At 41.0% G+C, this 398-nt stretch carries 1 pseudogene; it reads right to left on the minus strand.

What is annotated here, in order from left to right:
* Window positions 1-349, minus strand: a pseudogene (locus I6F37_RS43340) (ATP-dependent DNA ligase); the annotation flags it as partial.
* Between the last annotated feature and the right edge of the window lie 49 nt (window positions 350-398).

Below are 398 nucleotides of genomic sequence, written 5' to 3' on the forward strand. Positions count from 1 at the left end.
GTTTTTTAGTGATGTTTTTTCTCCCGATCCTTGTTTGCAAAACCGAAAACGGTAAAGGAGATACAATGCCATTTACTTTTCCTGGTGCAATACAAATGATCTCGCCGTCCAGCACTGTTCCATTTGGTAGCGCATTTTTAAACGCATCATACTCCGGAAATTTTTCTGTCACCAGTTCTTCACCACGGCTCCATACAAAAAATTCATTATTGCGTTTAATGATTTGTCCACGTATGCCATCCCATTTCCATTCCGGCTGCCAGTCATTGATATCACCCAAATCTTCCACTTCATTTTCTATTGCATAGGCGAGATAAAACGGGTAGGGCTTTGAAATATCCGCACCCATGTTTTCTTCACTAAGCAATGAATTAAAAAAAGTGGAGGAGGGATCCCAG

Source organism: Bradyrhizobium sp. NBAIM08 (genome assembly GCF_020193935.1).
Lineage (GTDB): Bacteria > Pseudomonadota > Alphaproteobacteria > Rhizobiales > Xanthobacteraceae > Bradyrhizobium > Bradyrhizobium yuanmingense.